We start from the raw sequence: 25,696 nt of genomic DNA, 5'->3' as shown, positions 1-25,696 counted from the left end.
TAAATTACCCCTATTATTTAAAAAACAATAGTGTCGTTTCGATCCGGTGAGGTGGAAATCATACCGATTTTAGTTTGCGTCAACTCTTCGAGTGCTTTTAGATAGATTTGTGCCGTTTCTGGAAGATCATCAAAGTTACGGACACCCTCAGTTTTATCCCAACCTGCAAATGTTTTATAGACCGGTTTAACGTTCTCAAGATCAAGCGGCATATAGTCGATCACTTCGCCGTTGACTTCATATCCGACACATACTTGGATTTCATCAAAGCCATCAAGTACATCGAGTTTCATAATAGAGAGATCATCACATCCGTTCAAACGGCTCGCGTAGCGACATGCTACCGCGTCAAACCATCCGCAACGACGAGGACGACCCGTAGTGGTTCCAAACTCATGCCCTTGCTTACGCAAACGCTCACCGATTTCACCATGATCTTCAGTTGGGAAAGGGCCGTTTCCGACACGGGTACAATACGCTTTGACAATCCCTGTCACTTTGCCGATGTCTTTTGGATTCACCCCAAGACCCGTACACGCACCCGCTGAAATGGTCGATGAACTCGTAACATACGGATAGGTTCCGTGATCGATATCGAGCATCGTCCCCTGAGCACCCTCTAGGAGGATTTTTTTATCCTCATCCATAAGTTTCCACGCCATCTGCGTCGTATTCGCCAAAAATGGAACTAATGCTTCAGCAAATATTGTTAACTCTTCGGTTAGCTCTTCACGGCTTGGTAATTTGATATTCAATGCTTGAAAAATTGCACTGTTTTGCTCGAAATATTCCATAACACGGTTCGTCAAAGTTGCAACATCACGAAGTTCTCCGAGGCGAAATCCTGCACGGGCGATTTTTTCGCTGTAGGCTGGTCCAATACCTCGACCCGTCGTACCGATCGCTTTTTCACCACGAAGTTTCTCTTTGGCTTGGTCAATCAACGTGTGAAACGTCAAGATCATGTGTGCCGACTCAGAGACAAACAAACGTCCGAGGAGGTTATCAAACTGCTTCATCTCTTTGATCAACGCTTCCGGAGAGACAACAACACCGTTACCGATGATATTGATTGCTTTAGGATTTAAAATCCCTGAGGGAATCAAGTGAAGTGCATGGGTTTTGCCATCAACAACGATGGTATGACCGGCATTGTGTCCCCCTTGGTAACGGGCAACACAATCGTATTTTTGCGCGAGTAAATCGACGATTTTCCCTTTTCCTTCATCTCCCCACTGAATCCCTACTATTAAATCCGCTTTCATTCTCATTCCCTATAGTAATATGTTATTGGTGTAATGCGTCAATCAACGCATCGGTGTAAATGGCGAATCCGACTGAAACGGTTTCATCGCTTTTATAGCGTCCGCCCATCGCATAGACTTCATTCGCCTCGATAACACGGAAAAAAAGCTCATCATAATAGAGCATTTTAGCGTAATACAAAGGGGCTATGACTACATTCGGATATTCGAGCCCTTCGCAGAGCTCTTTTATTTTCAAAAGCTCCGGTTTGATCGCGTCTGGGACGATTGCGGCAACAGCATCGATCTCATCAGCATGCTGCATGTAAACCAATCGGGTAAGCCAATCAATCTTCAAGGACAAAAATTTCTCGATGTTCACATGACGAAAATCATCCAAATTCAAATCCAACATCTCGGTAAGGAGTCGTGGAATATTAATATTAGATATTTGCAATAACGGCTTCATCTCCAACACGTTTAAAATCCGCGTTGCTTGAGTAAGGGCAACTGAGAGATTGGACTCATCAATGATCTCAACCCCGATTTGATACTGCTCATCAGCAGGATAACGGTACACCGGCTGAATATAGAACCATTTTTTGTGTTCCGTATTACCGCCGAGGCGTTTGTTGATGATACGGACGACATCGATCGTCGAATCAGCACGGAGGCTGATCGGATGATTTTCGCTGTCATTAACTCGGATCAATTCACGCTGATCGCAAACACTCATGTGCTGATGATATGAAAACAGCGGTGTAATGATCTCTTCAAATCCGGCATCGCTCAAAAGTGTGCTCGCTTTGGTTTCGATGAGTCGTTTAGTCTTTGCCGTAGCGGCAAAGTAGAGCTTGGAACCCTCAGGGATTTCGTGTTCAAATACCATAATATTAGAGTCCAAAATAAACGGTGTTAAACACGCGGTTAGCGGTTCCGTCATAGGTACGGCGTCCCATTTTATCGAGTGCCAATTCCACCGCGTTAGCTGCCCAACACGCTTCATACGGAGCAATCAGACCCATGTGGTTGATACGGAAAATTGAATCTTTGATATGGTCTTGTCCACCCGCGACGTTTACATCGAACGCTTTAAGAGTTGAGCGGATTTTTTTCGCTTCTGCGTCCCCTACCGTCGTCATCGAATCAGCGGGAGCTGTTGGATAGATAGAGAGACCGATTGCTATCATCGCTTCACGGGTCGCTTTTGCGCGACGTGCCGTATCGGCGTAAAGTTTATCCAAACCGCCTTCGGCTTTGATACGGTTAAGTACCGACTCTAAACCGATGGTAATCGTCGTTGCCGCCGTCCATGCGGTCGTGTTTTTGCGCTGATTTTTAATCTCGGTAACGAGGTTAAAATAATACCCTTTACCGCTTCCCATTTTTTCAATCGCCGCATTGGAGAGACCCATAATCGCAAGCCCCGGAGGGAGCATCAACGCTTTTTGGCTCCCTGAAATCAAACAGTCGATATTGGTTATGTCGATTTTCTCAACACCCACCGCCGTGATACCATCAGCAATTACCATGATAGATGGGTTGTGTGCTTTTACCGCATGTGCAATCGCTTCAACACTGTGGCGCAATCCACCCGCACTTTCACAGATTTGAATCGCAATCGCATCGATATCAGGGTTTGCATCGAGTGCCGCTTGCACCTCCTCTACTGTAGCAGGAGTGTCCCATTCGTGTTTGATCTCCACATTGGCGATCCCGTGAGCTACGGCGATTTTACCGAAACGCTCACCAAATTTTCCCGAATTAATCGAGAGAAGTTTAGAATGTGCGAGGTTAATCACTGCCCCCTCCATCGCTCCCGTGCCCGATGAAGCGAGCATCAACACCTCATCCATACCGAGAAGTTCAAACAACAATGTGCGAGTGCGCTCAAAAATCGCTTCAAATTCCGGAGTACGGTGGTGAAGAGTCTCACCTGCCATCGCAACGCGAACAGATTCAGGAACAGGGGTAGGGCCTGGAGTAAAAAGTAACATTCAAAAATTCCTTGAGGAAAGTGTCATAAATCCGCGCATTTTACCCTAGTTGAGGTTAGGGGAGGTTTAAGGTTAATAATCATGTGTTAAAATTCTACGAAAAAGAGTATTAATGACATTATTTGACTCGCTGATTTTGGGTGCATTAGAGGGGATAACCGAATTCTTGCCTATCTCTTCGACGGGACACCTTATCTTAGCCTCACAACTTTTAGGATTACAACAAACCGCCGCCCACAAAGCGTTCGAGGTCTCCATTCAACTCGGAAGCATCCTCGCCGTTTTATTTTTATATGCACAGCGCCTCATGCAAGACAAAACCCTTTGGTTTAAAATCGCCATCGCTTTTCTTCCGACAGGGGCACTCGGATTTTTGCTCTACAAACATATTAAAGCCCTCTTCGGTGTTGAAACAGTGAGTATCATGCTGATCGCGGGAGGGGTTCTGTTTTTAGTTATCGAGTATTTTCGTCGGGACAAAGCGATCGATGAGGGGAAAGATCTGAGCGAGCTAACGATCAAAGAGGCATTTACCATCGGCTTTTTCCAAAGTCTCTCGATGGTTCCGGGGACAAGCCGCTCAGGTGCCACCCTCATCGGCGGGTTGTTTATGGGGTTGAACCGCAAAAGCGCAGCGGAGTTTTCGTTTCTCCTCGCGATTCCGACGATGTTTATCGCCACCGCGTATGATCTGATCAAACACCGCCATGAGCTTGTCGTGGATGATTGGTCGATGCTCATCATCGCCTTTATCACCGCATTTGTCTTCGCATTTGCAACCGTCAAAGCGTTTGTCGGTTTTGTGAGCCGTCATACATTTGTCCCATTTGCGATTTACCGAATCGTTGTCGGGATTATCTTCTTTTATTTTGTTAGTGCGCTTCCGGTGTGAGAGCGTAAAAACTTGATCTGATCAATCAAAATCTTCGCCAATTCCAACGCTTTAGAGCGGTGTGATAGCCCTTTTTTTATATCGTTCGGCAACTCACCCAATGTTTGTTCAAATCCATCAGGAATAAAAATCGGATCGTATCCAAATCCGTTCTCGCCACGTAGCTCAGTGATAACATCCCCGTGCATCCACCCGTGAACGCAATTCTCCCCTTCTCGCGAAACAATCGCAATCGCCGCCGTATAGTGAGCGGGAGAAGTATTTAACCCTTTTTCTTGTAATGATTCCACGAGTTTAAGGAGATTATCCCGATCACACGAGCCCTCACCGCCGTAGCGAGCACTGTAAATCCCCGGAGCACCGTCCAATGCATCGACGCTGATACCGCTATCATCGGCAACAACAATCGCATTTTCATCCCCTAATGCCCTATAGACAGCGCGCGCTTTAATCAAAGCATTGGCTTTAAAGGTATCACCGTCTTCGATAATCTCAAACCCTTCTATCAAATCGGTATAAGGGAAAACTTCCCGATCGTGCAATAGTTCAATTATCTCTCGAACTTTCCCTTTATTTGACGTTGCCAAGACGATTTTCATTTCATTCCTTACAGTAGACTTTAACGTTCTGTGTTTACCCGACGTTTCATCTAAGGGTATATTATAATACTGAAAATTTTAACGTATTTAAGGTTGCACGGTGTTTAAAACGGTTCTCCCACTCTCCGCGATTTTATCGCTACGCTTTTTTGGTCTTTTTCTCGTCCTTCCGGTTCTATCGGCTTATGCGCTAAATCTTGAAGGTGCTACACCACTTCTTATCGGTGTTATCGTCGGAGGATACGCCTTGACGCAGGCGATTTTTCAAGTCCCTTTTGGAATCATGAGCGATAAAATCGGTCGCAAACCGACACTGCTCCTCGGACTCGTTATCTTCTTGGTCGGTTCCATCATCTGTGCGGTAAGTAACGATATTTACACTCTGATGGCGGGGCGATTTTTACAAGGAGCAGGAGCTATCGGTGCCGTTATTCCCGCGATGATCAGCGATTTGGTTAATGAAGAGTCACGCGGTAAAGCGATGGCTCTTATGGGGGGAACTATCGCAATCAGTTTCGCCGCCGCAATGGCACTCGGACCCGTCCTTGCCGCAGGGTTTGGATTTTCATCATTGTTTTGGATCGCAGCTGTTTTGTCGATTGTATCGATGATCGTCCTCTTTACCAATGTCCCGACCCCTCCGCGTATCCGTCATATCTACCATTCCACCACAACGACCAAAGATATTCTCAAAGATCCAAATCTCTTTAGTATGATTATCACCAACGGGATGCAAAAAGGGCTGATGACCGTCTCTTTCGTCCTTATCCCTATCTTTTTGACCAATCCCGAATACGGTTTTTTATGGGATAAAAAAGATCTCTGGCAGGCATTTGTCCCCGCAATGGTGATGGGGCTTTTGGCGATGGGACCCGCCGCTATTTTTGGCGAAAAATACAATAAACCGCGTGAAATTTTCCTCATCTCCATCGTCCTCTTCATCGTCTCATTTACCCTCATGGGCTTTGCGACCAAAGGGTGGGAATTTATCGTCGGAGTGGTGAGCTTTTTTATGGCATTTAATATGATGGAACCATTGGTTCAATCGATGATTTCCAAATACGCCAAAGTACACCAAAAGGGTGCCGCTCTCGGTATCGCCAACGGATTTGCTTATTTTATGACGTTTGTCGGAGGAGCGGCGGCGGGAATTGCGTTGCAGTACTCCAGCCGCGAAGTGTTCACCATCGCGTTGATCGTAATCACTACGCTGTGGTTGTTGTGGACACTCAAAATGCAAAACCCGCATAGATATTCCCATCTCTATATCTCGATGGATCATGTCGATATGGAGAAATTAAATAGCTTGGAACATGAGCATATCGCGGAATGGTTTATCAATGAAACTGAAAATATCGTCGCGGTCAAATACCGTAAAGACATGATTGAAGAAGAGGCGATTAAAGCGAAGATAGTGAAATAGTTGGTCATTGCGGACTGCACGTGCCCTTTTGGGTAGATCCGCAATCTAAGATCCTGAATCTAGTTCAGGATGACAAAATTATAGTTTGATAACGCGAACGAGTGTCCCCGCTTCCAAATCCCCATCCTCTTCACCACAAATCATCAATCCCGAGTTACCAAGAAGATTGGTCAAAATAGCAGAACTGCCTGTCTTTTTCCCCTCGAAATCGACCCAATAACGCCCATCTTCAAACGTCAGATTACACGCGGTAAATTCGCTTTTGTTGGAACGTTTGGCAAATGGTACTTTGAGCGTCGCTTCGATCACGTCATACGGATTAGCTACCCCTAACATCCGTGCGATAAGCGGTGCGGCGTAGAGGATAAAGGTAACGGTAGAAGAGTAGGCAAATCCAGGGAGAGAGACGATAAATTTTGACCCTCTCTGCGCTACCATCACGTGTTGACCCGGTTTGATATTGACACCTTTAAAAATCACTTCGGCACCGAGTTTTGGGACGATGTGTTTGACAAAATCGTAATCGCCGACACTCACACCGCCGGTACTGACAACGATATCGCTTGAGCGCAATGCCTCTTCAAACCGTTCCATAATATCATTTTTATCATCACCGACAATCCCCATCTGTAACGGTTCGCCTCCGAGCTGTTGAACCAACGATTGGAGGGTGTAGCTGTTGGAACTTCGGATTTGCCCCGCATGACGCATCGTCTCACCGACATCGAGAATTTCACTCCCTGTAGCAATCACCGCGACACGAGGTCGTTGAGCAACACGTATCATAACGCGGTTAATCCCCGCTAAAACACCGATTTGCGCAAATCCGAGAGTCGTTCCGCGCGGAATCAAAATCTCCCCTTCACGGTAACTCTCAGCGATTGGACGAACCGCAAACCCACGTGGAACCGGTTTTTCGATAATGATTTGCGACTCCTCAACACGGACGTTTTCGATAGGGATTAACGTATCGGCTCCCTGCGGCATTAATGAGCCCGTAAAGGTTTTAATGCACATTCCGCTCATCACCCCACCAACCTCATCGGCACCTGCGGGGTTGTCTCCCCATATTTCGAGCGAATCAAATTCCCCTAAATCACTGTGGAGGATTGCGTATCCATCCATCGCCGATGTCGGATACAGCGGATAATCACTATCGGCGATAATATCCTCTGCCAACACACGCCCCAATGCCGCCGTTAAAAAAACACGCTCGCTTCGGAGATTGCCGATACTGAGGAGACTAATCATATTTTGAGACGTTTCATACGAAATCATGAATCTCTCCCTAATAACCCAAAACCGCTAATCGCGGTAGAGCGTTCACGCGCATAGAGTCTCTCACCGCCACGTAAATCGTATTTCCAAATAGGGGCTGAGGCTTTAAAATCTTCAACAAATTGCTCAATCATCTCCAATGCCACACGCCGTTTCGGAGAGAATACCGCCGCGATATAAGAGCTCTCATGTACCAATACATCCCCTTGACTGTGCGCCATTTTGAGCTTTGCCCCAAGAGCCTCAGCCTTTACTTGCCATGAAGCAAACCAACTCGACAAAATCGGCTCATACACATCGAAACTCAGCCCCTCAATCCCATCTTCCTCACGTACCGTCCCGATAAAAGGGATATAGGCACCGTAGTTATACTCCGATTCCTCAGCATACCAGCGGGTAATGATTTCAGGAACATTCAATGCCCCATTATAGAGTTCTACCATACTCATCCGCCACATACCGGAGGGAGTAAGGATACTTTATCGCCCGACTTGAGCGGTGTATCGAGCGATGCAACCAGCGTATCATTGACCGCTACCGCACAACTTTCTAACCATTGCGCCATCTCACTATCTTGCTTTAATGCTTTAGCAACATCATGCAAAGATGCCGCATCCAACGTTAACGGAGCCTTTTGAATCGGGCCTAAAAATTCGATTGTCACCATGACAATTCCCCTTTTTGGTTCTATTAAATATTATGCACTAAAATGAATGCATCCGTTTTCTGAAGAAACATTTTTGTTTCACAAAAAGCGCTATGCTTGTTTTAGTGGCAACGACTAAAGTCCTTTGCAATCCCCTAAAGCTACAAAAACTACGTTTTTGAGAATTTAAGAGCTATCTATACATTCTTTTAATTATATCAAAAGAGAACTAACAGAGCCTTTGAGTATAATTTTATCTTTAGTTATAAGGAGTTCGTGTGATTTTTGGGAAAATTGATTTTTTAAATCTTCTGCCGTTTCATGTTTTTATAAAACGTTATGTCCGAAGCACCCAGTCTCACCAAAGCCTCCATTATCACAAAGGTGTCCCCTCCGCACTCAACCTCGAATTTGCCATGCGTCGAATCGATGCGGCGTTTATCTCCAGCATCACCGCCAAAAATTGCAGACATTTCGGGGTCGGTATCGTCGCACAACGCGAAGTGCTCAGTGTCCTCTCCCTCCCCAATGCCGACAAAGCCGATGAGGATTCAGCAAGTTCCAATCTCCTCGCTCAAATCCTTGACGTTCACGGAGAAGTACTCATCGGCGATAAGGCACTGCGATACTATTATGCTGGTGGAGAACATATCGATTTGGGGAAAGTTTGGCATGAGAAAACAGACCTTCCGTTCGTCTTTGCCCTACTGTGTACTCACCATCACACCGACGAACTTCGCCGTCTCAGTCGTGCGTTTATTGCTAAGAAAGTGAAAATTCCCCACTATATCCTGATGGAAGCATCTCGTAAAAGCAACCTAAGCCCCGCTCAAATCACCCATTATCTAAAATTTATCAGTTACAAAGTGGGTGTGAAAGAAGAGAGAGGGTATAAACGGTTTGTGAGTGAGGCGAAAAAGAGGGGGTTAAATCCCTCGATGAGGGAAATACGTTATCGTTAAATATGTTACTTCTAAAATCGATAGGTTACATGGAATGCAGGTAAAAAACCTAATGCCTCATCATAACCTACGTTTTGATAAGAATCATTGTAGTTAATTCCAATCGCATTTTTTCTAAAAATGGCATTAAGATTCATCAACTCAAGTGAAAACTCAACACTTTTATCATTAGCCAAATTTAGTTTTTTGGCTATTTGAAGATCGACATCAAAGGTATAAGGTAATCGTTCAGAGTATGGTTCACCATAGATTGGACGTACATAAGTACTTCCATTATAGTTATAATTTTCTGTGTTAATGATAGGTGTATAAGGGGAACCATCACTGTATTTAAAATAGCCACTTGTACGCCATCCATTATGAAAGCGATAATTGGCGCTTAATTGTAACGTATGAGGAATATCTCCCGAGAAACGATATTGTTGAGGGGAGTCGGTATTTAACTGTCGCTTTGCTTTGATAAACGTATACGCTGCAATAAGATCGAGATTGTCGATATTTTTCTTATAGGTTATGTCTACGCCGTAAGCTTCACCCTTTCCAACGGTTTCATAATTATGTAAATTATCACTAATCGCTAAATTATCAAATTTTTTAAAATATGGTTCAACACTCAAACTGGAACCATCAACAAACTTCATTTGCATACCTAGAATAAAGTGATTAGCAAACTCAAAAGTATCGATTAGTGGATTTCCAAATTCATCAATGACGGTGATAGGCTGAGGCATCTGCGAATAACGTCCTATAGATGCTGAAACACTTAGAGCATTAGAAAAATCATGCACATACGCAATTCGAGGATCCATTCCACTACCAAAATTTTGAAAATTCATATCCCACGTTCTAATTCCATAGCGTAGATGATCGGTTTCTGTCACATCCCACAAATCTTGTACAAAAATGACACCATAATTTGCCTTTAAAGTCTTGGTAAGCTTAATGGGTGTTTGGTCGGTTAGCAACGGATCATAATCTTCCATAGGAGGATTGACAACGTATGCATCGAGATCAGTTTTTATAGTGGTTACTTCAAATCCAACGGTAGGTTTATGATTCTTAAGTTCAAAAATACTTTCATGATAAAGACCCATTTTAGTATTAGTTTGATTGACATAATAATCTGCATCAAAAAAATTTGAATTTGCACTGCTGTTCAAAAGATACAAAAGGGTGTTCGCACTGTAATTATTTGCGGCAACCATCCACCGAGCACCTAAGGTTTGAGAGTCCTGAGCAAAATTAATCTTACCTTGAGCGATAGGATCTTTGTTTTTTTGCATGGTATCATTGAGCTTGAATTTATCATTGGCCAAAAATCCCTCTAGCGAAAAAGCATGATGCCCCAGTGTTTTAACAACGATAAGTTGAGCATCATAAAACTGTGGGAAAAGGGTAAATGTCGTTTTTTTCGTTGGATCATTCTCGTCTTTATTAAGTTCTTTAACCACTTTGTCGGCAATAAGATCAAAATAACTTCGTCTTCCCCCAATAAAAAAATTGGTTGATTCATTAATCTTCCCATCATAGGCAAAATCAGCATCATACATCCCGATATGCACCCGCCCTTTTCCACTCCCAGTTGGGTACTTTGGTGTGATATCAACTACTGCACCCATGGCATAATAGGTCGTATCAAATCCCCCAAGATACGCATCAATTTGTTCAGTAGCTTCAGGTGCAATTATCGAATAAAACCCTGCTAAATGATAGAGATAAGCGATAGGCAAATGGTTGATAGTGTACTGTGTTTCATAAGGTTTAGAACCATGAATATAAAGTTCACTGGCACTATCACCTTTACTTGCAACACCTGCAAAAGTTTTTAATGACCCTAGCGGATCGCCATTACTTCCAGCTTGTTCAAGTGCATTTTTGACAGAAATTTGCTTTTGCATGGGAGCAGATTGGAGATAGTTTTCTTTTTGGATAAGTCCGGAATCGTTAAGCCAACTCTCTTTCGAGATTACAGTGTTTCCTATGGTTTGATTTGTCTCATTGGTTATTTCTATTTTTTCGAGTTCAAATGTCTGAGCGGATAAGAAAAATGGTACGCACAATAAGATTAACCTTTTTGGCATGACAATTTCCTTATGGTTTGATAAACAATTATAGCACTATCGTTGAATTAACGCATCAATCCGTGCCAATGTCTCATCAAGACCGATAATCGCCATCACGGTATCGAGCCCCGGACCTGAGAGCTTACCGAGTAATGCGATACGGAGCGGTTGACCGATTTTTCCAAATCCGATTTCGAGCTGCGCGACGACAGCTTCCATCACATGGTGATAATCGGTCGGCAAATGGAGTTCAGGGGCATTTTTTAAAGCAAGAGCAAACGCTTCTAATATCCCTTTGCTCTCCTCTTTATACCCTTTCTTCAGTGCCGCTTCATCGTATTCAGCCGGTGCAACCAAGATTTCACTCACCAACGTTGCCATCTCTACCAATGTTTTTGCACGATCTTTGAGAGCATCGAGGAGAATCTCCCGTTTATCGTGGCTAATAAGCATTACCCCGTGAAATTCGAGTAATTCACACAATGTATCATTGGACATATTTTTAAGATAGTGACTGTTGAGCCAATCGAGTTTTTCAGTATTGTACACCGATGCCGAGCGGTTAATATCACTCGGATCGAACAGCTCCAACATCTCTTCCATCGAGAAAATCTCTTGATCGCCGTGACTCCATCCCAAACGAACCAAGAAATTGAGCAAGCTTTGCGGTGTGTACCCAAGAGTTTTATACATCATGACATCGGTCGCACCGTCACGCTTGGAGAGCTTTTTCCCCTCGCTGTTATGGATCATCGGTACATGGAAAAAGCGAGGAAGTGGAAATCCTAAAGCCTCATAAACAACAATCTGTTTTGGGGTATTCGAGAGGTGATCGTCCCCACGAATAACATCGGTAACTCCCATGAGGGCATCATCGACGGCGACAACAAAGTTATAGGTCGGTGTTCCATCAGCGCGGGCGATAATGAAATCATCCAAAATATCCTCAACGTTGAAAACCACGTCCCCTTTCACTCCATCGTGTACCGTAATAGAACCTGCAAGCGGTGCTTTGATACGGATAACCGCTTCACGACCCTCTGGAGGTGTCCCTGTAAAATCGCGGTAGCGGTTGTCATATTTCGCCCGCTCTTTACGTGCCATTTGCTCTTCACGCAGAGCATCAAGCTCTTCGCGACTCATATAACATTTATACGCTTTTCCACTATCAAGGAGCTTTTGCGCGTATTCTTGATAAATTGCCAAACGGCTCGATTGGTACTCTATAGTCCCATCATGTTCCAGTCCGACCCATTTAAACGCTTCGACTATCGCGCGGGCTGCCGCTTCATCATTACGGCTAAAATCGGTATCTTCTATCCGAAGTAAAAACTTCCCCCCATTACGACGTGCCCAAAGATAACTGAGCAATGCCGTTCGCAAACCGCCGATATGTAGATATCCCGTGGGACTTGGAGCAAAGCGTGTTACTATCATCAAAAAATCCTTTTTTACAATTATCAAATTTTAGTTAAGACTAGGTTAAAAGCGGGTAAAATAAAGGACTTTCCCTTTAGGAGCATATATTGCGTTCACTAGTTCTCTCATCTCTTCTTCTGACATCATTGTGGAGTGCCCCAATAGGAGGTGTTGCCATCATGGTTAAAAATAGCCCTATCACCCTCTATGAAGTTCAACAAGAGATGAAACAAAGCAAAACTTCCGCACAACAAAGCGCCGATACCCTTATCCGCAAAAAACTTGAACAGCTTGAAGCAAGTGAGAAAAAAATTACCGTCTCTGCTGCCGAAGTACAAGAGGAGCTTGAGAGAATGGCAAAACAAAACAATCTCTCAATGGAGCAATTTTTAGATGCCATGCAAACCGCACGCGGAGTAACACAAAGCGAACTCAAAACCAGAGTGGAAGAGTCCATTTTAGGACAAAAACTCTACAGTACTATCGCCTTTTCTAAGATTGCTCAACCAACTTCCGCCGAAGAGGAGGAGTATTATCAACTTCATCTTGATGAGTTTTCACAACCGGAACGCTATGATGTCACCACCTATCTCTCTAATTCAGCGGAAGCATTGCAAGCAAAAATTGATGATCCAATGCGTAATATAGAAAATGTCGTTTCCAAAGATGATAGCATCCCTTCTAAAAATATCAATCCCCAATTTTCTCAAATTCTCAATAAAATAGAAGTAGGAAAATTTGGTCCGATACTCCCCAATGGTAAAAATGGTTTCATGAGTTTTTATATGAAAGACAAGCCTAATATTATAACTGAATCGATTGATTCACTACGACCGCAACTAGATAATATGATTATGGGAGAGAAACGTAATCAAGTATTAAACGACTATTTCACGCGGCTACGTCTCAATGCAGATATTCAAGTAGTCCGCCTTCCTGAATAATAAAATGCTTTACTGACACCAAAGGGCTAATCCTTTGGTAACACACAATCTGCTTATGAATCTACCATAGCATTAAGGATATCGAAAAGCTCAACACTCGCTCTCTCAGCTTTCTCAAAACATTCTACAATTGCTTTAGAATTTTTCATTGGATTTTCACTCAGTAATTGCACCGCTTTTTTTACCTCGTCATGCACTTTTTTATGCGGTTCTAACAATCTTCCATACGAAGGGCTGGAGGAAAATACCGATTTTCCATCACCCGATTCATACCATTTTCCGAGCGCACATGCATGATGATCGCTAAATTCTTTATTGGTATTGCCTTCAAAGCCGGCAGCATACGCATTGTTTTTGAAAATCATATGGTCAATTTTAGCCATATTGGTAAATATCTCATAACTGATCGATTGGCTGTCTTCTTTTATCTGTTCAACATTACGAATTAGTTGTCCCATAACTGTTTTAAATTGATCGAGTTTTTGTGTCGAATCCATTGCATATTCTTCAACCCGTTCACTGTTTTCTAACATCCCGACCGAGTTTTGTTTCAGTATACTGATATTCGCTTCCACTTCACTGGTCGCTTTTTGTGTTCTTTCAGCAAGCTTTCGAACCTCATCGGCAACAACCGCAAATCCACGCCCGTGTTCACCTGCACGCGCCGCTTCAATCGCAGCATTAAGAGCCAATAGATTGGTTTGATCGGAGATATCTTTAATCAACGTAATGACATTCGAAATTTCACTGACATTATGGTTCAGTTGCTCAGAATTTGCTCGAGAATCATTGATCATCTCGGTAATTTTAGACATACTACTCATTATCTCATCGGTTTGATCACTTACCGTATCAACCACATTGCCCGTATCGTGATTGAGAGTATTTACTTCATTAAGATTTTGTACACTACTCTCCAGTGAACCTCGAAGGTTTCCAGCATTATGGATTGCACCTTGAATCATCTGATGTGCTAATCTCAATGACATCTCATTTTGTGCAACCTGCTCTTCTGATTTAGACTTTGCACTTATCGCTTCTCTCGCACGCTCTTCAGCAAGCAACGCTATACTTTCAACTTTTTCAATAAAAATATTAAAGCTTTTTGCTGCCTTTCCTATCTCATCATTCGAAGTGACATCCAAACGTTTACTCATATCCGCATCACCGCTTGCTAACTCTTTGGCAATTAAATCAAGATTCTCAATCGGATCAGTCACCGCTCGGCGAACAATGAGAATAAGTAAAACCAAAATAATTACATCTAAAACCGTCATAATAACCACTTGACGCAATAGTGAATCTTTCGATTGATTAATCAGATTTTCAACCGTTTCCAACTTCTTTGCTGAAAATGCATAGGCTACCGCTTCGCCCGAAAAATCTTTAATTACAATCGGCTCTATATAATAATTATCCGTTACAAAAGAGCCTTTTTTTGGGTCAAATTCACTTTTGCTCAATTCAGCCAAAAATTCTTTGTCTACAGCATCCTCTTTAACTGCCAATGTATAATCTTTACCAATTTTAGGTGAATCTTTGAGCTCTTTTGCATTCTCTAAATAACGATTATCAAGCGCTATAATCACCTCATCTCCAAAATTTTTATGCATATCTTTGATAATTGAATTAAGCCCTTGCATAAACTCAACCGATCCAACATATTCACCACCGGATAATATTGGAGCAATCCCACGCAACTCCAATCCTGCGACACCAATCTCTATCGCTACAAGAGGTTTTTTTGTCTCTTTTACTGCGAGAATCGTTTTGCGAAAACTGCTCAGATCATCTCCAAATTTTTCGGGTTTCCATACACGAAGAAAACTGTGAACATCACGATCATGCACATGTATTTTAACATTCCCGAATTTCGTATTCTCTTTATAATCCTTCGAAAGAGATTGTAGACTTTTTAATGTCCCTTCGCGATCACCATTCATAAGACCGTTGACAACAGCACTATTCTTGGAAATACCAATAGCATTGGTTATACCTACACTATTTTTAGCTTCGATTGCTTCAGCAAAAACCGTATTCATCTCTTTCGATTGACTCGCATAAATATCGTCACGGATATCATGAACAGAAAAAATATAGTTAATTAAAACTACTATAAATCCAACTATTATTGATGCTATCAATGGAATATGGACTTTTTGCGCGATACTAAGATTGTTCATAAATCCCTCCTGTATGTCATTTTATATTCGTTGATAGACATATTATAATACTATTAGACAATAAAATCAGCCTAAAATGTACTAAATAATCAAAAGAATAAAGATTTAAAAATAAAGAGAGGTTTTATAGTTATATTTTATGAAATTAAAAAATATACAATTACAACAGCGATTAGCCGTTGTAATTTTCGAGGTATTTGGTATCGAAGTTGTTATTGATAAAATCGGGATTTTTCATCATTTTTAGATGAAAAGGGATAGTTGTTCTAATTCCTGATATCCTAAATTCACTAAGGGCTCTGTGCATACGGGAAATCGCATCATTACGATCTTTACCATAAACAATTAACTTACCGATCATAGAATCGTACGTCGGAGGAACCATATATCCTGAATGGGCATGAGTATCAATACGAACATTACGTCCACCAGGGGCAATCCACTCAGTAATACGTCCCGGTGAAGGTAAAAACTTGATCGGGTCTTCTGCAGTAATACGGCATTCAATCGAATGACCAGTAAGGATGACACTCTCTTGAGGAGGGAGAGCTTCACCTTCCGCTACACGAATCATCATTTCGATTAAATCAAGCCCGCTCACCATTTCAGAGACACAGTGTTCTACTTGAAGACGGGTATTCATCTCCATGAAATAGAACTTTTTATCAGCATCAAGAAGATATTCAAACGTTCCCGCACCTTCATATTTGATATACTTGGTCGCACGAACCGCTGAAGCGTGCAACTCGGCACGGATTTCAGGAGTCAGCGCTACTGCGGGAGATTCTTCGATAAGTTTTTGGTGACGACGCTGCATAGAACAGTCGCGCTCACCGATATGAAGGACATTACCATGAGAGTCGGCAATCACTTGCACTTCAATATGACGAGGGTTTTTAATGAATTTCTCCATATAAATGGTTCCATCACCGAATGCACCGATTGCTTCTGCTTCTGCAGCTAAAAAGGCGTTTTCAATACCGCTCTCTTCTTCGACGACGCGCATACCGCGTCCACCACCACCGGCTGCCGCTTTAAGGATGATTGGATAACCCACCTCTTGCGCGCGCACTTTGGCTTCCGCGATATCTTTGATAGCTCCATCAGAACCCGGAACCACGGGAACACCTGCTGCAATCATGACATCTTTCGCTTTGGATTTATCCGACATCATCACCATAACTTCAGGAGTCGGTCCGATGAATTTAATCCCATGATGGGTACAAATCTCTACAAAATGTTGATTTTCGGATAAAAATCCATATCCCGGAAACACCGCATCGCATCCGCTAATTTCACATGCAGCGATAATAGAAGGGATATTAAGATAACTTTGAGAGCTAGGAGCGGCACCGATACAAATTGCCGCATCGGCAACCTTGAGATACGAGGCATCTTTATCGGCAGTTGAGTAAACCGCAACTGCCTCTTTTCCCATCTCCTGAATCGTACGGATAGCTCGCAGTGCAATCTCACCACGGTTGGCAACGAGAATACGTTTAATTTCTGCCATGATTAGAGCTTCTTAACGGTATATAAAGGCATATCATACTCTACCGCTTGACCATCGGATTTCAATACCTCAAGTATTTCACAATCAAATTCTGCTTCGAGCTCATTCATAATTTTCATCGCTTCAAGAATCGCGACAACTTGACCTTTTTTAACTCGATCTCCCACTTTTACAAACGGAGCTGAATCTGGAGAAGGGGCTGAGTAGAATGTCCCAACCATCGGAGAGAGGATTGCATCACCACTAAGCGGAGTTGCGACAGGCGCTGTTACAGCCGGTGCCGAAGCAACCACAGGGGCACTTACTGCTACAGGGGCAGCAACCATTGCAGGCGCTGCTACAACACCTACATTTTTCTCTAATTCAATCGAAAAAGCATCCATTGTAATTTTTAATTTTGAAAGAGTACTTGAGTCAAACTCTTGTACCAGTGTTTTGATTTGTTTCATATCCATGAGGTAATCGCTCCTAAAAGTAGGGTAATAGATGTGCTATACTACCATAAATAAAATTAACAATGGATTGTACATGGGTCTCAAAAGTGATGGATGGATTCGAAAAATGGCTCTCGAAGAGGGGATGATTTCCCCGTTTTGCGAGGATCAAGTGGGTGTTGGGGTCGTCAGTTACGGTCTCAGTTCATACGGTTATGATATTCGTGTGACGAATGAATTTAAAATTTTTACCAACCTCAACTCTACAGTTGTTGACCCTAAATTATTTGATGACGCTAATGTTGTCGATTTTGTAGGTGATGTATGTATCGTTCCACCCAACTCGTTTGCTCTGGCACGGACAGTAGAATATTTTAAAATTCCTCGTGATGTATTGGCTATTTGTCTGGGTAAATCAACCTATGCACGTTGCGGCATCATTGTCAACGTCACTCCGTTTGAACCTGAGTTTGAAGGACATATCACTATTGAAATTTCAAATACTACCCCACTCCCGGCTAAAATCTACGCTAACGAGGGGATTGCTCAGGTTCTTTTCTTACAAGGCGATGAGATGTGTGAAACTTCTTATAAAGATAAAAGCGGCAAATATCAAGGACAAGAGGGGATTACCCTTCCACGAATTTTAAAATAAATAATGATAGAATTTCATACCAACCTATTAAGGAGCTACCATGCTACATGAATATCGTGATGTTATCACCCATATGAAAGAAAATAATGCGGCAAATGCCCATTTTTTGAAAATTTTTGACCGCCACAATGCGCTTGATGATCAAATCACCGAAGCTGAAAAAGGGACTATTCCTCTCACCGATTTAGAGCTGGAAAAACTAAAAAAAGAAAAATTACTTCTCAAAGATGAAGCATACGCGATGATTATCGAGTACAAAAAAGAGCATGATCTCTAATTTTAATTTCAACCTCTCTCACCGATTGCGGAGATATTCCGCAATCACAATGATCGTCAATCTTCTTCCCTTTATTTTCATCAATTTGTCATCATTGAGTTAACTTTCAGCTTAGCAGTGATAGCATACTTTTTTATGTGTGAAAAAATTATTCCAGGAAATCACTATGGATCCACATCCAACTTTCACTAAATTAGCAGATTTTGGACGAGCCTTACTTAGTCGCCCTTCCATACATGAAGGACTCCCTATTATCTCAGAATATGCCAAAAACGTCAGTGGAGCAGAGCGGTGTTCTATATTTATCCGCAACTTTACCAATAAAACTCTTTGGACAACCCTTGCCGACGGAATAGAAACCATCACAATTCATGAATATGACGGGATTGCCGGGCACACCCTTAAAGAAGGTAAGCCATTACTCATTAATGATCCTTATCATGATGAGCATTTTTTATCTACTATCGATAGTAAAAGTGGTTTTGTCACGAAAAATATTGCGTCACTCCCTATATTTGACTCCAATCGTAAAATCATCGGAGTGTTTCAACTGCTTAACAAACCTAATGGATTTAGTGCCGACGATGCCAAATCGATGATATTTTTTGCCCACTATATTAGTTCGTATTTAGAACTTGCTATCTCTTATGACACCCGAGGAACACTACTTAAAAAGGAAACACATGGGTATTGAAACATATCAACGTATCGCCGTTTTTGGGAAACGGTTAGCACAATCAGAGAGTATAGAAAATACCCTTCCTGAGATTGCAGAAGAGGCAAAAGCGATTGTCAGTGCCGAGCGATGCTCTATTTTTATTGTTGATTACGAAGGCCATATGGTATGGAGTAAACTGAGTGATGGAATCGGTAAAATTGTTTTGGGGATGGATACCGGTATCGTCGGTGAAACCATCAAAGCTAAACAGCCAATTGTAGTGAACAATCCGTATGAAGACAGTCGATTTTCGCCAAAAATCGATGATAAAAGCGGATTTATTACACGTAATATTTTAGCCATTCCCATCCTAAACTCTAAACAAGAGGTAATAGGTATTCTTCAAATGCTCAACAAATACAACGGTGATTTTACCGATGCGGATGAGGGGATCATGAATTTTTTCGCCAACTATATCAGCGGAACATTAGAATTAGCACTATTAATAGAAAAAAATACAAAATAAACGATTATAGCAACTCCCGCTTTATCCAATGGCTGAGGACATAGAGTCCCCAGCTATGCTGTTTAAATTTCCCTCGGCGTGCTAAATCTATATATTTTTCAATCTCTTCGGGATAAAATAGCCCCGTTTTTTCATTCACTTCTCGTATCAATTCCAGACGTCCTGATGCAATCAGCCACTCCATATAGGGATTTGCAAACCCTTTTTTACGGCGATTTAAAATCTCATCATTTAGATACTTTTTTCCCAACTGTTTGAGTAGATATTTTGTTCCACCCTCTCCGATCCGCTCTTCGGGAGATTTAGCAAAGACACGCTCCGCTAACGTATGATCCAAAAAGGGGGTTCGAGCTTCGAGCGTATGTGCCATCGATACGGAATCGAGTTTACTCAGAAAATGTTCCCCGACAAAAAGTTTCAAATCGATAAAACTATACCAATGCGATGGGTGCGAGAAATCACTTTGGGCAAAACTCTCACGATAGGGTTGTAAAAATCGGAGCGATTCATTATCACGTACATTTTCACGCAATAAGAGATTTTGTTGCAAATCGGTAAATTTTTCTCCCGATGTTCGAAAAAGGAGGGTCTCATCAAAAATCCGCTTATACCACTCCCACTCACGATTCATCGAAAAATTACTGTGAAAATATTTTTTGAGCCAATTTTTGTGATGGAGTGATGCCGCTTTTTCGATATCGAGATACTCAAAATACTGCCGATACCCTAAAAATAGCTCATCCGAACCTTCACCGCTGAGAACGACTTTGTACCCATCTGAGCTAATTTTTTTCATCAGTAAATAGAGGGGTAATGCAGCGGGATCATTGAGCGGTTCATCCATTTGATCTAACACCTCATCCAAACAGGAGTCAAAATCGGTGCGTGAAATCACCACCTCGGTATTTTTTAACCCTAAAAATTCTGCCGTAGCTTTAGCGTTTACCCGTTCATCGTATCCACTGTATTCATCGTATCCCAAGGTAAACGTTGGGAGCCTTTTTCCCTGTTGAGAGGCGATTGCACAGATCATTGCGCTATCAATACCGCCGGAGAGCAGTGCCGCTACCCCGACCTCAGTATCGAGCCGTTTGTGGATACTTTCATGAAGCAGTTCTTCGAGTGTTTTGGAGCTAGTCGAAGAGGTGTGTGAAAGGTCATAATAGGTTGTTTTGGTGATTTTTCCCCTCTCAAAACAGAGATATTCCCCCGATTGGAGCTTTTCAATCCCCGCATAAAACGTATGGGGTGGGGTGGGCGCTAGAAATGAGAGATAGGAGCGCATCGCGTCACGATTCATTTGCAGAGTTTTCAAAAACGGTCGGAGGGCTTTGATTTCGGAAGCAAAGCTAAATGATTCACCGTTTTGATGGTAAAACATCGGCTTTTTACCGAATCGATCACGTACCAAATAAAGTTTCTCTCCATCAATCAGCGCGAACGCAAACATCCCCTCAAAACGGTGGATTGCTTCTATCCCCCACCTCTCATACGCCGCTAAAACAACTTCGGCATCACTGGAGGTTTGCCACGGATAATCAAGCTCGTGACGCAACGCTTTGTGGTTATATATCTCCCCGTTAAAACTCAAAAGGAGTTGTTTATGGCGCATCGGTTGATGGGAACGGGGATGATTATCGGTAATCGAGAGGCGGTGATGGGCTAAAAACAACCCCTCTTCTTCGATAATACCGCAATGATCTTGACCGCGATGGTGTAACGTTTTTAATGCTTCACGTGCGCGATGGGGTGAGTAGTTACCGATAATACCAAATACTCCGCACATACCATCCCTTTTTTTCGACATTATACGCTATCATAAGAAAAACACATTTAGGTCGAATAGAAACATAATGATACCTATTTCCATATCTCAAAAACAGATTGTCCTTGATTTTTTTGCCGAAGATATCAAAGTTGTCAAAAAATATTTTAATGCCATCGGATTTGATTTTGACGAGCGGTTTAAATTTGATGTTTTTAAGGAGTTCATCTACTCAGCGGCAGGGATGTTTAAAGACATTGACCCCACTATCTACAAAGAAGAGTTAGTCAAACAATTCAATACGATCCGCTTTCTCCATGAACGGTTCAGCGAATTTGAACAACGAACCCAATATGCACTGAAAGTGTATACCAAAGATTTTCTCACCGCTCAAGAGAATTATATGATTGAGAAAAAAAACTTTGACACCCTAAAAGCAGAATTACAGATGCTGATAACCAAAGAACAAGTACTCACTTCCAAGCGTGATCTTATGGAGCTTCAAACACCTACTATTTCACCTGATAATGAAAAAAGTTTTACAGAAGAGTTAAAATTTGTCCGTCGAGAACAAGTAGACACGATCCACTATATCGGTACCCATCGTCAAGAACTCGACACTCTCTATAACACGCTAAAAGCTTTTGAAGATCTCCACCGTGAAGAGTTTATCCGTTATTTTAATGAGGTAAAAGAGAAGCTCACATATCAATACAAAGAAGCACTTAATTATTTCGGCTTTGAATTTAACGAAGCCCTCTTTCGAGACTCCGAACGCTCCAGTGCCATCCAAAAGTTTAAAGCAGATGCCGGAATACAAGGAGCTATAAACCTCTGCAAATATGTTGAGTATTATCTACGTAACGTCGTACCCGAAGCACTCGCTGATGCCAAGCATAAAGAACGGTTACTACAAGCAAAACGATATTGTGAACAAAATAAGAAGAATGCGTAATAATACTTATGAAAAAACTTTATATTAACCTTTTCGTATTATGTTCAAAATAGTTTTAAATCTTGATTTTCGTTATGCAGCTATAAATCAAACTTGGCGACTTTTTTCAGGACTTGCACTTCTTGCTTTAATTCCTTTATATTTAAATGCTGAAACTCAAGGTTATTGGTATACATTTACAAGTCTTGCAGCATTAGCTGTATTTGCAGATATGGGATTCTCAACCATACTTCTTCAATTCTCAGCACATGAATTCGCTCATTTAAAATTTGAATCCGATAAAACGTTATCCGGTAACCACTTACATTTAGAAAGAATAGCTAGCTTGCTTCGATTCGCGATGAAGTGGTCGTGGGGTATTGGGCTTTTAACATTCCCAATTATTTTATTCTCAGGATTTGTGATACTCAGTCAAAAATACACCACAGTATTGTGGGGTTTACCCTGGATTATTTATGTTATGGCTTCCGTATTGGCTTTTATCAATAGTATTCTGCTATCGTTTATCGAAGGATGCAATAGCGTAGGAGAAGTTCAAAAAATACGATTTTTAATCTCTTTTATTACCATTATCTCTACTGTTATTTTTCTTATGATAGGTTCAGGACTTTACGCATTAACCGTTTCACTATGCATCGGTACACTAAGCGGTACAATGCTTATCTTTTATCGATATGCACGTATGTTAAAACAGCTACATGGGCTTGGTACTAAGATATCACATAGCTGGAAATATGAACTATTGCCACTTATGGGTAAATACGCTATCAGTTGGGCTAGTGGGTATTTTATCTTTTTTATTTTTACCCCTATAGCCTTTCACTATTACGGTGCCGTAGAAGCAGGCAAAGTTGGTCTTAGTATTGCTGTTTGTACTGCAATATATGGTATTTCAAATATTTGGATAACTATCATTACACCTAAAATAAATATACTAGTTGCACATCAAGATTATGAAACACTGGATTTTATATTTAAAAAGCATCTTAGTTTAGCCATTCTTACCTATATGTTAGTGATAACCGTACTTTTCATCGCCGTCATATTTCTTGGAAAATATCTACATTTTGCTGATAGACTTGTGAACCCATTTTCACTGACTATACTTTCTTTAAGTTGGTTAATGCAAATTACCATAAATAGCTTGGCTTTATATATACGTGCACACAAAGAGGAACCTCTCGCAATACCCTCATTTATAAGTGGAGTTTATATTACCACTACAACATGGCTCATAGCACTGTATTTACCTTTTGAGTATTTTTTTATTGCATTTTTAAGCAGTTACCTATGGGGAATACCTTGGGTTATAATGATATTTAAAAAATATAGAAAGAGAGATTCTGTATTATGATCGCTAATCCATTTTTATCAATTACCATCCCAACCTATAACCGTTCTGATTTCTTAGATTATTGTCTTGAAATTCATATTCCTCTTGTAAGAAAATTCAATATTCAAATATTTATTTCCGATAATGCTTCTACCGATTCGACAAAACAAGTAGTAGAAAAATGGCAACAAAAATATTCCCTACTGTATTATTATAAAAATGAAACCAATTTAGGTGAACTCAATTTTGAAATTGCACTCAAATATCCAAATACAAAATTTGTTTGGCTTTTAGGTGATACCGCCATTTTTCCTGCTAAAAGTTTAATTGAAATCATAAAACAGTTAAATTTAGACTACGATATGATTATTGTTAATAGTAATGCTAGGGTCACTAATGTTTCAGAAATGATCATTAGAGATAAAAATGCTCTGCTAAAGAATCTTGGATGGCACATGACCCAAATAGCCTCTTTGATTTACAATAAAAAGATAATAGAACAAGCATTATTTGATAGATACTATGATACAAACTTTATTCAAACAGGTATTATTTTTGAAACACTTGCAAAACAAAAAAATATTTTTGTTTTATGGTTACAAGAATGCTACACTCATGAAATACAATTGCCTGGTATCAGAAAAACAAGTTGGAGACCTTATACATTTGATATATGGATAGTACGCTGGTCCAATTTTATCCTCTCTTTACCTCCACAATACACACTTGAAAACAAACTATTCGCAATACAGCAGCACAACAACAAAACGAAGCTTTTTAAACTCAAAAATCTTTTAACACTAAGAAGTGACGGTTATTATAATTATAAAATTTTTAGTACATATAAGAGCATATTTTCAATAGCATTAAAAAATTATTCTATCTTTGTACTTTTCATTATTTCCATTCTTCCTTCCTTTCCGCTAAATATTATGATTAATATCATAAAAAAGTTAAAAAAATATGACACATAAGCGTTTAATCTTGCCTTGTAATTCAGATAGTATTGTTTGGATTATTGTTTTAAACTACAATAACTCGTATGACACTATTGAATGTGCAGAAAGCGTCCTTAAAAATGGATACCAAAACTTTCAGTTACTTCTCATCGATAATGCTTCTACCGATAACTCACTTCATGAGATTTGTTTATGGGCAGAATCTTATGGATATTTATTGATTAATGAATCTGATAGCAAACAATCATCCAATAAAATAACCATCATCAACAATAATCAAAATTATGGTTTTGCTGGCGGCAATGCAACGGGAGTTCGATACGCACTAAATAATAGTGCAGATTATGTTCTTCTTCTCAATAACGATACCATCGTCGAACCAAAGTTTATAGAACCCCTCCTCAATGTTTATCACTATGAAGAAAAAGCCGGTATAGTCGGAGGGATTATACGATATGCCGATGAGCCAAATCGTATTTGGTTTTCAGGAGGAAAAATCGGGTGGTACCGTGAAGCGATACACTCCACTGATCTCTTTTCAAACCCTTATCGGGAATCACCCTTTATTAGCGGTTGCTTAATGATGATACCTACAACTCTAATTCAAAAATTTGGCTTTATGGATGAGCGTTTCTTTCTTTATGTTGAAGATAGCGATTACTGTACTACCCTTCGTGAAAACGGTTATCAAAATTTTGTAGCACGTGAGAGTATAATCTATCACAAAATTGGTCGTTCAACCGGTGGTGATTTTGCCCCTTTTTCATACTATTATGGGACACGAAATCGGCTTTTGTATCACTATAAGCATAAGAAAAAAATAGGTTTTTTCTTTTTTCTCACCTTTTTTATCGGTATTAAATTCATTCGTACACTCCTCTTTAGCATCCAAGGTCGAATAGCAACTCGTGATGCAATGTTTCGCGGAGTACGCGACTTTTTTCGACTTATCGGTTCTTGAGAAAATGGTT

The 25,696-nt window shown here is 41.1% G+C and carries 25 protein-coding genes; 12 read left to right on the top strand and 13 right to left on the bottom strand.

Annotated features, from left to right (window positions below; translation table 11 throughout):
• Nucleotides 1-17: 17 nt before the first annotated feature.
• Genes PHC76_RS00530 through PHC76_RS00520 form a run of 3 tightly spaced genes read right to left on the bottom strand, consistent with a single transcriptional unit; the run spans nt 18 to nt 3,241 of the window.
• The gene (locus PHC76_RS00530) at nt 18-1,265 is read right to left on the bottom strand and encodes an adenylosuccinate synthase (protein WP_299969155.1); all 1,248 of its coding nucleotides are present in this window, start codon (nt 1,263-1,265) and stop codon (nt 18-20) included.
• 22 nt (nt 1,266-1,287) lie between these two features.
• Nucleotides 1,288-2,133 (bottom strand): ATP phosphoribosyltransferase regulatory subunit, encoded by an 846-nt coding sequence (locus PHC76_RS00525; RefSeq protein ID WP_299969370.1) that lies wholly within the window; start codon nt 2,131-2,133, stop codon nt 1,288-1,290.
• Between the two features lie 4 nt (nt 2,134-2,137).
• The gene (locus PHC76_RS00520; RefSeq protein WP_299969157.1) at nt 2,138-3,241 is read right to left on the bottom strand and encodes an alanine--glyoxylate aminotransferase family protein; all 1,104 of its coding nucleotides are present in this window, start codon (nt 3,239-3,241) and stop codon (nt 2,138-2,140) included.
• 112 nt (nt 3,242-3,353) lie between these two features.
• On the opposite strand from PHC76_RS00520, the gene PHC76_RS00515 reads away from it, so the two are divergent.
• Nucleotides 3,354-4,133 carry an undecaprenyl-diphosphate phosphatase gene (locus tag PHC76_RS00515; RefSeq protein ID WP_299969159.1) on the top strand — a complete coding sequence of 260 codons (780 nt, stop codon included), beginning with the start codon at nt 3,354-3,356 and terminating at the stop codon, nt 4,131-4,133.
• On the opposite strand, the gene rdgB is transcribed toward PHC76_RS00515, so the two are convergent.
• Nucleotides 4,106-4,732, bottom strand: a complete 627-nt coding sequence (gene rdgB / locus PHC76_RS00510; RefSeq protein WP_299969161.1) for an RdgB/HAM1 family non-canonical purine NTP pyrophosphatase — start codon at nt 4,730-4,732, stop codon at nt 4,106-4,108. The two genes, PHC76_RS00515 and rdgB, sit on opposite strands and share 28 nt — an antisense overlap.
• 100 nt (nt 4,733-4,832) lie before the next feature.
• Here rdgB and PHC76_RS00505 point away from each other — a divergent pair, with 100 nt between their 5' ends.
• A complete protein-coding gene (locus PHC76_RS00505; RefSeq protein WP_299969163.1) occupies nt 4,833-6,155 on the top strand; it encodes an MFS transporter in 1,323 nt (440 codons plus the stop codon).
• Nucleotides 6,156-6,233: 78 nt separating this feature from the next.
• Here PHC76_RS00505 and glp read toward each other — a convergent pair whose 3' ends face one another.
• The 3 genes from glp to PHC76_RS00490 are packed head-to-tail and all read right to left on the bottom strand — an operon-like array spanning nt 6,234 to nt 8,100.
• A complete protein-coding gene (glp, locus tag PHC76_RS00500) occupies nt 6,234-7,433 on the bottom strand; it encodes a gephyrin-like molybdotransferase Glp (protein WP_299969165.1) in 1,200 nt (399 codons plus the stop codon).
• Entirely contained in the window at nt 7,430-7,876 is a 447-nt protein-coding gene (locus PHC76_RS00495) for a molybdenum cofactor biosynthesis protein MoaE (RefSeq protein WP_299969166.1), read from the bottom strand. The genes glp and PHC76_RS00495 overlap by 4 nt, the downstream gene beginning before the upstream one ends.
• A gap of 2 nt (nt 7,877-7,878) precedes the next feature.
• The gene (locus PHC76_RS00490) at nt 7,879-8,100 is read right to left on the bottom strand and encodes a MoaD/ThiS family protein (RefSeq protein WP_299969167.1); all 222 of its coding nucleotides are present in this window, start codon (nt 8,098-8,100) and stop codon (nt 7,879-7,881) included.
• A 257-nt stretch (nt 8,101-8,357) separates the two neighbouring features.
• Between PHC76_RS00490 and PHC76_RS00485 the strand changes: the two genes are divergently transcribed.
• Entirely contained in the window at nt 8,358-9,041 is a 684-nt protein-coding gene (locus PHC76_RS00485; RefSeq protein ID WP_299969169.1) for an MqnA/MqnD/SBP family protein, read from the top strand.
• Nucleotides 9,042-9,052: 11 nt separating this feature from the next.
• On the opposite strand, the gene PHC76_RS00480 is transcribed toward PHC76_RS00485, so the two are convergent.
• Nucleotides 9,053-11,122 carry a TonB-dependent receptor plug domain-containing protein gene (locus PHC76_RS00480; protein WP_299969171.1) on the bottom strand — a complete coding sequence of 690 codons (2,070 nt, stop codon included), beginning with the start codon at nt 11,120-11,122 and terminating at the stop codon, nt 9,053-9,055.
• Between the two features lie 36 nt (nt 11,123-11,158).
• The gene (gene gltX / locus PHC76_RS00475; RefSeq protein ID WP_299969173.1) at nt 11,159-12,541 is read right to left on the bottom strand and encodes a glutamate--tRNA ligase; all 1,383 of its coding nucleotides are present in this window, start codon (nt 12,539-12,541) and stop codon (nt 11,159-11,161) included.
• Nucleotides 12,542-12,630: 89 nt separating this feature from the next.
• On the opposite strand from gltX, the gene PHC76_RS00470 reads away from it, so the two are divergent.
• Complete coding sequence (locus tag PHC76_RS00470; protein ID WP_299969175.1) at nt 12,631-13,467, top strand: peptidylprolyl isomerase; 837 nt, start codon at nt 12,631-12,633, stop codon at nt 13,465-13,467.
• 53 nt (nt 13,468-13,520) lie between these two features.
• On the opposite strand, the gene PHC76_RS00465 is transcribed toward PHC76_RS00470, so the two are convergent.
• The 3 genes from PHC76_RS00465 to accB all read right to left on the bottom strand — a co-directional run bounded on the left by PHC76_RS00465 (nt 13,521) and on the right by accB (nt 17,618).
• Complete coding sequence (locus tag PHC76_RS00465) at nt 13,521-15,650, bottom strand: methyl-accepting chemotaxis protein (RefSeq protein WP_299969177.1); 2,130 nt, start codon at nt 15,648-15,650, stop codon at nt 13,521-13,523.
• Between the two features lie 172 nt (nt 15,651-15,822).
• Nucleotides 15,823-17,163: an acetyl-CoA carboxylase biotin carboxylase subunit gene (locus PHC76_RS00460; RefSeq protein WP_299969179.1), complete on the bottom strand. Its 1,341-nt coding sequence runs from the start codon at nt 17,161-17,163 to the stop codon at nt 15,823-15,825.
• Nucleotides 17,164-17,165: 2 nt separating this feature from the next.
• Nucleotides 17,166-17,618 carry an acetyl-CoA carboxylase biotin carboxyl carrier protein gene (gene accB / locus PHC76_RS00455; protein WP_299969181.1) on the bottom strand — a complete coding sequence of 151 codons (453 nt, stop codon included), beginning with the start codon at nt 17,616-17,618 and terminating at the stop codon, nt 17,166-17,168.
• 73 nt (nt 17,619-17,691) lie between these two features.
• On the opposite strand from accB, the gene dcd reads away from it, so the two are divergent.
• The 4 genes from dcd to PHC76_RS00435 all read left to right on the top strand — a co-directional run bounded on the left by dcd (nt 17,692) and on the right by PHC76_RS00435 (nt 19,713).
• The gene (dcd, locus tag PHC76_RS00450) at nt 17,692-18,252 is read left to right on the top strand and encodes a dCTP deaminase (protein ID WP_299969183.1); all 561 of its coding nucleotides are present in this window, start codon (nt 17,692-17,694) and stop codon (nt 18,250-18,252) included.
• A 40-nt stretch (nt 18,253-18,292) separates the two neighbouring features.
• Nucleotides 18,293-18,529 (top strand): DUF465 domain-containing protein, encoded by a 237-nt coding sequence (locus PHC76_RS00445; protein ID WP_299969185.1) that lies wholly within the window; start codon nt 18,293-18,295, stop codon nt 18,527-18,529.
• A 166-nt stretch (nt 18,530-18,695) separates the two neighbouring features.
• The gene (locus PHC76_RS00440; RefSeq protein ID WP_299969187.1) at nt 18,696-19,223 is read left to right on the top strand and encodes a GAF domain-containing protein; all 528 of its coding nucleotides are present in this window, start codon (nt 18,696-18,698) and stop codon (nt 19,221-19,223) included.
• A complete protein-coding gene (locus PHC76_RS00435; RefSeq protein WP_299969189.1) occupies nt 19,213-19,713 on the top strand; it encodes a GAF domain-containing protein in 501 nt (166 codons plus the stop codon). The genes PHC76_RS00440 and PHC76_RS00435 overlap by 11 nt, the downstream gene beginning before the upstream one ends.
• Nucleotides 19,714-19,717: 4 nt before the next feature.
• Here PHC76_RS00435 and asnB read toward each other — a convergent pair whose 3' ends face one another.
• Nucleotides 19,718-21,520: an asparagine synthase (glutamine-hydrolyzing) gene (gene asnB, locus PHC76_RS00430; RefSeq protein ID WP_300209733.1), complete on the bottom strand. Its 1,803-nt coding sequence runs from the start codon at nt 21,518-21,520 to the stop codon at nt 19,718-19,720.
• A gap of 46 nt (nt 21,521-21,566) precedes the next feature.
• On the opposite strand from asnB, the gene PHC76_RS00425 reads away from it, so the two are divergent.
• From PHC76_RS00425 to PHC76_RS00410, 4 genes are read left to right on the top strand one after another with little or no spacing between them, the layout of a single operon-like run.
• On the top strand, nt 21,567-22,433 hold the full coding sequence (locus tag PHC76_RS00425; RefSeq protein ID WP_299969193.1) for a hypothetical protein: 867 nt from the start codon (nt 21,567-21,569) through the stop codon (nt 22,431-22,433).
• Nucleotides 22,434-22,473: 40 nt separating this feature from the next.
• Nucleotides 22,474-23,787 (top strand): hypothetical protein, encoded by a 1,314-nt coding sequence (locus tag PHC76_RS00420; RefSeq protein ID WP_299969195.1) that lies wholly within the window; start codon nt 22,474-22,476, stop codon nt 23,785-23,787.
• Nucleotides 23,784-24,740 (top strand): glycosyltransferase family 2 protein, encoded by a 957-nt coding sequence (locus PHC76_RS00415; RefSeq protein WP_299969197.1) that lies wholly within the window; start codon nt 23,784-23,786, stop codon nt 24,738-24,740. Before PHC76_RS00420 ends, PHC76_RS00415 begins: the two co-directional genes overlap by 4 nt.
• A complete protein-coding gene (locus tag PHC76_RS00410) occupies nt 24,730-25,686 on the top strand; it encodes a glycosyltransferase family 2 protein (protein WP_299969199.1) in 957 nt (318 codons plus the stop codon). Before PHC76_RS00415 ends, PHC76_RS00410 begins: the two co-directional genes overlap by 11 nt.
• Nucleotides 25,687-25,696: the final 10 nt, after the last annotated feature.

This window comes from Sulfuricurvum sp. (assembly GCF_028710345.1).
In the GTDB taxonomy this organism is placed as follows: Bacteria; Campylobacterota; Campylobacteria; order Campylobacterales; family Sulfurimonadaceae; genus Sulfuricurvum.
This window is presented reverse-complemented; position numbering and strand designations above follow the sequence as displayed.

Bases quoted from the DNA above. Each gene is read 5' to 3' on its own strand.
- PHC76_RS00530 (WP_299969155.1), bottom strand. From the start codon at position 1,265: ATGAAAGCGGATTTAATAGTAGGGATTCAGTGGGGAGATGAAGGAAAA.
- PHC76_RS00525 (WP_299969370.1), bottom strand. From the start codon at position 2,133: ATGGTATTTGAACACGAAATCCCTGAGGGTTCCAAGCTCTACTTTGCC.
- PHC76_RS00520 (WP_299969157.1), bottom strand. From the start codon at position 3,241: ATGTTACTTTTTACTCCAGGCCCTACCCCTGTTCCTGAATCTGTTCGC.
- PHC76_RS00515 (WP_299969159.1), top strand. From the start codon at position 3,354: ATGACATTATTTGACTCGCTGATTTTGGGTGCATTAGAGGGGATAACC.
- rdgB (WP_299969161.1), bottom strand. From the start codon at position 4,732: ATGAAAATCGTCTTGGCAACGTCAAATAAAGGGAAAGTTCGAGAGATA.
- glp (WP_299969165.1), bottom strand. From the start codon at position 7,433: ATGATTTCGTATGAAACGTCTCAAAATATGATTAGTCTCCTCAGTATC.
- PHC76_RS00495 (WP_299969166.1), bottom strand. From the start codon at position 7,876: ATGGTAGAACTCTATAATGGGGCATTGAATGTTCCTGAAATCATTACC.
- PHC76_RS00490 (WP_299969167.1), bottom strand. From the start codon at position 8,100: ATGGTGACAATCGAATTTTTAGGCCCGATTCAAAAGGCTCCGTTAACG.
- PHC76_RS00480 (WP_299969171.1), bottom strand. From the start codon at position 11,122: ATGCCAAAAAGGTTAATCTTATTGTGCGTACCATTTTTCTTATCCGCT.
- gltX (WP_299969173.1), bottom strand. From the start codon at position 12,541: ATGATAGTAACACGCTTTGCTCCAAGTCCCACGGGATATCTACATATC.
- PHC76_RS00465 (WP_299969177.1), bottom strand. From the start codon at position 15,650: ATGAACAATCTTAGTATCGCGCAAAAAGTCCATATTCCATTGATAGCA.
- PHC76_RS00460 (WP_299969179.1), bottom strand. From the start codon at position 17,163: ATGGCAGAAATTAAACGTATTCTCGTTGCCAACCGTGGTGAGATTGCA.
- accB (WP_299969181.1), bottom strand. From the start codon at position 17,618: ATGGATATGAAACAAATCAAAACACTGGTACAAGAGTTTGACTCAAGT.
- dcd (WP_299969183.1), top strand. From the start codon at position 17,692: ATGGGTCTCAAAAGTGATGGATGGATTCGAAAAATGGCTCTCGAAGAG.
- PHC76_RS00445 (WP_299969185.1), top strand. From the start codon at position 18,293: ATGCTACATGAATATCGTGATGTTATCACCCATATGAAAGAAAATAAT.
- PHC76_RS00440 (WP_299969187.1), top strand. From the start codon at position 18,696: ATGGATCCACATCCAACTTTCACTAAATTAGCAGATTTTGGACGAGCC.
- PHC76_RS00435 (WP_299969189.1), top strand. From the start codon at position 19,213: ATGGGTATTGAAACATATCAACGTATCGCCGTTTTTGGGAAACGGTTA.
- asnB (WP_300209733.1), bottom strand. From the start codon at position 21,520: ATGTCGAAAAAAAGGGATGGTATGTGCGGAGTATTTGGTATTATCGGT.
- PHC76_RS00425 (WP_299969193.1), top strand. From the start codon at position 21,567: ATGATACCTATTTCCATATCTCAAAAACAGATTGTCCTTGATTTTTTT.
- PHC76_RS00420 (WP_299969195.1), top strand. From the start codon at position 22,474: ATGTTCAAAATAGTTTTAAATCTTGATTTTCGTTATGCAGCTATAAAT.
- PHC76_RS00415 (WP_299969197.1), top strand. From the start codon at position 23,784: ATGATCGCTAATCCATTTTTATCAATTACCATCCCAACCTATAACCGT.
- PHC76_RS00410 (WP_299969199.1), top strand. From the start codon at position 24,730: ATGACACATAAGCGTTTAATCTTGCCTTGTAATTCAGATAGTATTGTT.